We start from the raw sequence: 5,535 nt of genomic DNA, 5'->3' as shown, positions 1-5,535 counted from the left end.
CCTCCTGGCTGATGAGTCCGTGGTGCTCAGCCCCGAGATTACCGGGCGGATCAGCGAAATCCTGTTCCAGGAAGGCCAGGAGGTGAAACAGGGTGATGCCCTGATCCGCCTGGATGATTCCATCTACCGGGCCCAGCTGGCGCAGGCCGAGGCCAATATTGTTTTCAGCCGGTCCAACTACCAGCGGGCGCAGGCCCTGTACCAGAAAAAGAACGTGACCGAGCGCGACCGGGACGAGGCGCTGGCGAAATTCAATGTGGATGAGGCGGCCCTGACCCTGGCCAAAGCCCAGCTGGACAAGACGGTCATCAAAGCGCCCTTCAATGGCATTGTGGGTCTGCGCCAGGTCAGCGTGGGGGATTACGTCACACCGGGCCAGAAGCTGGTGAATTTCGAGAATATTGATCCCCTGAAGGCCGAGTTCCGGGTTGCGGAAATCTATCTGGGTGCAGTGAGACCTGGCCAGACAGTCGGCCTGACTGTGGATGCTTTTCCGGAGCGGGTTTTCCAGGGCGAGGTGTACGCCATCGACCCGCGTATTGACAGCGCGGGGCGGTCGGTGATCCTGCGCGCCCGGCTGGCCAACCCGGACAAGGTGCTGCGCCCCGGCCTGTTCGCCCGGGTGCGGCTGGTGGTGGACCGGAAGGAAGGAGCGGCTCTCGTGGACGAACAGGCCCTCATCCCCCAGGGGAACGACCAGTTCGTCTATGTGGTGGCTGATGGCAAGGCAGTGCTGAAAAAAGTCAGAACCGGCCAGCGCCAGGGCCAGCAGGTGGAGATTGTCGAGGGACTGTCCCCCGGCGATGTGGTCATTACCGCGGGCCAGATGAAACTGCGCCCCGGCATGCCCGTCAGCATTATAAATACAGCCCCTGCAGAACAACCCTGATGTCATTGATGTTACAGGGTATGTAATATCTGCGAACCACGACGAACTGTCCGTGAATATTCCTGGCTACTACCGCGACACGCGGGCACTGGCCGAAGCAACGCCGCTGAAATCAGACACGAAGTCTCCCGTGCGTGTCATGGATGAAGATGATCCGGGAAAGATAAGCCGGGAAGGCCGGGACGCAGCCGAAAAAATTCAAAGGTGGACGCAGGATCACGTTATCCTGGCGCCAGTCCGGAAGTCTGATCCGGCGCATGCAAATGACAATCCCAGGCCGCCTTCCGGCGAGCCGATGCCGGAAGCCTGCATCCCGGGTCCTGCCGGGAAGCTTCCGGGTAACAGCCGCCCCGGCGAAAAGGTCGTGGATATGATGTTCAGCAATACGATCACAGGCATCCAGATCCACCTGCTGATGGTGATGGAGGCGCCGGAGGGAAGGGGGTACCGCCCAAAGCAGGTCCCGCCTCCTTGAATCCGCCGTTTTTTCATGGCAACAGGGGAGGGGAGATATTTCAATGAACATCACCTCTTTCTGCATCCGGCGGCCGGTGTTTGCCATCGTCGTCAACCTGCTGATCGTCCTTCTGGGCGTTATCGCGTGGGAACGGCTCAGCGTGCGCGAATACCCGCAGATCGAGGAGCCGGTGGTGACGGTAACCACGCGCTATCCCGGCGCGTCGGCGGAAATTATCGAAAGCCAGATTACCCAGCCGCTGGAGGAATCCCTCTCGGGCATCGAGAAGATCGAATACATCACCTCGATCAGCCGCGAGGAGCAGAGCCAGATTACCGTGACCTTCAGCGTGGACCGCGACGTGGACATCGCGGCCAACGACGTGCGCGACCGTGTGGGCCGGGCCCGTGGCCGCCTGCCAGACGAGATTGACGAGCCAGTGGTGGCGAAGGTGGAGGCCGACGCGCAGCCCATTATCTATCTGGCTTTTTCCAGTGATCGCCATTCGTCGCTGGAGGTGACCGACTACGCCGACCGGTTCGTGAAAGACCGCCTCCAGGTGCTGCCCGGTGTGGCCGAAGTCACCATGAGCGGCGAGCGCCGCTGGGCCATGCGCCTGTGGCTCGATCGCGCGCGGCTGGTAGCCTACAATATGACTCCGCAGGATGTGGAGAACGCCCTGCGCCTGCAGAATATCGAGATTCCGGCGGGCCGCATCGAAAGCGCCGGGCGGGAATTCACGGTGCTCAGTGAGACAGACCTGAAAACTGTCCAGCAGTTTGAGGACATGATCCTGCGCCAGGAGGGCGGCTATCTGATACGCCTGAAAGACGTGGCGCGGGTGGAGCTGGGGGCGCAGGACGAACGCCGCCTGGCGCGCTTCAACGGCAAGAGCGCCGTGGCCCTGGGCGTGGTGAAACAATCTGTGGCCAACCCGCTGGAAGTCTCGAAAGAAATCCAGAAAATCCTGCCGCAGATCGAGCGCGACCTGCCCGAAGGCATGACCGTCGACGTGGCGTACGATTCGTCCGTGTTCATCGACAAATCCATCAAGGCCGTCTATCACACGATTGGTGAGGCGGTCGTGCTGGTCGCCCTGGTCGTGTTCTTTTTCCTGCGCACGGGCCGCGCCACCATCATTCCGCTGATCGCCATTCCCGTGTCGCTGATCGGCACCTTCGCCCTGATGCTGGCGCTGGGCTTCAGCATCAACACGCTCACCCTGCTGGCCATGGTGCTGGCCATCGGGCTGGTTGTGGACGACGCCATCGTCATGCTGGAAAACATCTTCCGCCATATCGAGGACGGCAAAAAACCGCTCGAGGCCGGTCTGCTGGGTGCGAAGGAAATCAGCTTTGCCGTCATCGCCATGACGATCACGCTGGCGGCGGTGTACGCGCCCATCGGGTTCATGGAGGGCCGCACGGGCCGCCTGTTTACCGAGTTTGCGCTGAGCCTCGCCGGTGCGGTGATTGTGTCGGGTATCATCGCGCTGACCCTCACGCCCATGATGTGCTCGCGCCTGCTGAAAAAAGATGAGAAGCACAACGCATTCTACCGGTTCAGCGAACGCGTTCTGGACAGCGTCACCCGTGGGTATCGGCGCACTCTGGCCTGGTCGTTGCGCGCGCGGCCCATGGTGATTTTGATCATGCTGGGCGTGGCCGGCGTGGGCGGCCTTCTGTTCACGCAGATCCAGTCGGAACTGGCCCCCACAGAAGACCGGGGCACCATCGTGTCCATCATCTCGGGGCCTGAGGGCGCCTCGCTGGACTACACCGACCGCTATGTGAAACAGGTCGAGGCGCTGGCGGACGAAATCCCCGAAGTGAACCGCATTTTCGCGGTGGTGGGCACGCCGCAGGTGAACGGCGCGCGCGTCTTTACCCGCATGATCGACTGGGACGAGCGCGATCGCAAGCAGCAGGCCATGACGGCCGAACTGATGCCAAAGATGCGCGCCATTCCAGGTGTGCTGGCGTTTCCCAGCAACCCGCCGTCGCTGGGTCAGCGGTCGGGGTCAAAGCCGGTGCAACTGGTGATCATGTCGGGCGCCAGCTATGCGGAGATCGACGGCTGGGCGCAGCAGATCATCGACCGCGTGTCCGGTTATCCGGGCCTGATGGCGCTGGAGACGGACCTGAAGCTGAACAAACCGCAGCTGAAGGTGGATGTGAACCGCGACAAGGCGGCGGATCTGGGCGTCGATGCGGCGACCCTGGGCCGCACCATGGAGACCATGCTGGGCGGGCGGCAGGTGACGCGCTTCAAGCGCGAAAGCAAGCAGTACGACGTGATGCTGCAGGTGGCCGATGTGGACCGCCGCAACCCGGACGACATCACGAATATCTATGTGCGTGGGCGCAGCGGCGAGATGATCCCCCTGTCCAACCTGGTGCAGGTGCGGGAGTCGGTTGCTCCGCGCGAACTGAACCACTTCAACAAGCTGCGCGCGGTGACGATCACTGGCAATGTGGCCGAAGGCTACGCGCTGGGCGAGGCGCTGGATACGCTGGAAGCGGCAGCGCGGGAAGTGATCCCGGCCAATGCCCAGCTGGATTACAACGGCATTTCGCGCGAGTTCAGGCAGTCCAGCGCCAGTCTGTACATGACTTTCCTGCTGGCGCTGGCGTTCATCTATCTGGTGCTGGCGGCGCAGTTTGAAAGCTTCCGCGATCCGCTGATCATCATGTTCACCGTGCCCCTGTCCATGGCCGGCGCACTGCTGGCCCTGTACCTGACGGGCGGCACCCTGAACGTGTACAGCCAGATCGGGCTGGTTACCCTCATCGGCCTGATCACCAAGCACGGGATCCTCATTGTGGAGTTCAGCAACCACCTGCAGGAACAGGGCAAGAGCCGCGCCGAAGCGGTGGCCGAAGCCGCCGTGATGCGCCTGCGCCCCATCCTGATGACCACGGGCGCCATGTCCTTGGGCGCAATCCCGCTGATGCTGGCAACAGGGGCGGGGGCCGAAAGCCGCCAGTCCATCGGTGCCGTCATCGTGGGCGGCATCACCGTGGGTACCCTGTTCACGCTGTATGTGATTCCGACGGTGTACAGTTATATGGCGAGTAAAATTGACAGGCCTGCTGAAGGAAAACCCGCATGAACAGGGGTTCCGGCTCCGGGAAGGCATGATCTATACCATTGGTCATTCCACGTATTCCATCGGGCAGTTCCTGGAAATCCTGCGCAGCTTCAGCATAGAGGCTCTGGCAGATATCCGGACGATTCCGCGCTCCCGGCACAATCCGCAGTTCAATGAAGAGGCTCTGCGCCGGAGTCTGCAGGACCAGAACATAAAATACGTATGGATGAAGGCCTTGGGCGGACTCAGGCATCCCCGGAAGGACTCACCCAACGAGGGCTGGCGGAATTTGTCTTTCCGGGGATATGCCGATTACATGCAGACAGCCGGATTTCATTCGGCCCTGCCTGAGCTGATTGAACTGGCAAAGGTGAAGCGTACAGTGATTATGTGCGCTGAAGCTGTTCCCTGGCGATGCCATCGTTCCCTGGTTGCGGATGCCCTTTCTGTCCGCCGGATTCCGGTGGAGCATATTATGTCCGCACATAAATCTTCTCCCCACAGGCTGACAGAATTTGCCGTTGTCCGTGGGGAAAGTATTACCTATCCATCCGGGGGTACACTTGGTTTGCTGTAATTCCGGAATCTTCCGGAAGGCATAACCCCTGTTTTCCGGAAAAAATGACGAAAGCGCTATATCCGGAACCGGGCACGATCCATAACCTCCGAAAAATGAAAACGGCAAAATCCAGGATTATGGGAGCCATTGCGGCTTTCCTGACAGCTGCAGGATGCGGCCCTGAAACCCCTATTGAGAAACTTGAGAATTTTCTTGCGAAGTATGTCTGGATCCAGAACGTTTGCGGTCCGGTAGCTGCCTTCGAGCCGGAAATCATCGATGGAAAGAAAACGCGTCATGGTTACTGGATAACCGGCGCATACAAACGGAACTACGACCGCCTAGACTATGGCCCGGAAAACGCGGGATGCAAGGTTGATATATCCTTGCCGGAAACCATGGAGCCGCTGGAAGCCCAGATTTTCCCGGCAAGAGGAAAATTGCAGATTGTATCGTTTATCCAGCTGAACGATCTGGCGTCGGAAGATCCTGCGAAGAACCAGTATTTTATTGAGTATGTTTCCAGCCCGGAGCATGTC

The 5,535-nt window shown here is 60.3% G+C and carries 5 protein-coding genes; all 5 read left to right on the top strand.

Annotation, left to right across the window (positions count from 1 at the left end):
• Window positions 1–889, top strand: an 889-nt coding sequence (locus M3O22_08480) for an efflux RND transporter periplasmic adaptor subunit (GenBank protein ID MDP9196779.1), incomplete at its 5' end; no start/stop codon positions are given.
• 52 nt (window positions 890–941) lie between these two features.
• Entirely contained in the window at window positions 942–1,364 is a 423-nt protein-coding gene (locus M3O22_08475) for a hypothetical protein (GenBank protein ID MDP9196778.1), read from the top strand.
• A 43-nt stretch (window positions 1,365–1,407) separates the two neighbouring features.
• Entirely contained in the window at window positions 1,408–4,458 is a 3,051-nt protein-coding gene (locus tag M3O22_08470) for an efflux RND transporter permease subunit (protein ID MDP9196777.1), read from the top strand.
• 25 nt (window positions 4,459–4,483) lie between these two features.
• Window positions 4,484–5,014 (top strand): DUF488 domain-containing protein, encoded by a 531-nt coding sequence (locus tag M3O22_08465; protein ID MDP9196776.1) that lies wholly within the window; start codon window positions 4,484–4,486, stop codon window positions 5,012–5,014.
• A 95-nt stretch (window positions 5,015–5,109) separates the two neighbouring features.
• The coding region (locus tag M3O22_08460) for a hypothetical protein (GenBank protein MDP9196775.1) at window positions 5,110–5,535 on the top strand (426 nt) is incomplete at its 3' end.

Source organism: Pseudomonadota bacterium, assembly GCA_030775045.1.
Classification (GTDB): Bacteria; Pseudomonadota; Alphaproteobacteria; order JALYJY01; family JALYJY01; genus JALYJY01.
Note: the sequence above shows the minus strand (reverse complement) of the source record. Positions and strands in the feature narration are given on the sequence as shown.

Bases quoted from the DNA above. Each gene is read 5' to 3' on its own strand.
- M3O22_08470 (MDP9196777.1), top strand. From the start codon at position 1,408: ATGAACATCACCTCTTTCTGCATCCGGCGGCCGGTGTTTGCCATCGTC.
- M3O22_08465 (MDP9196776.1), top strand. From the start codon at position 4,484: ATGATCTATACCATTGGTCATTCCACGTATTCCATCGGGCAGTTCCTG.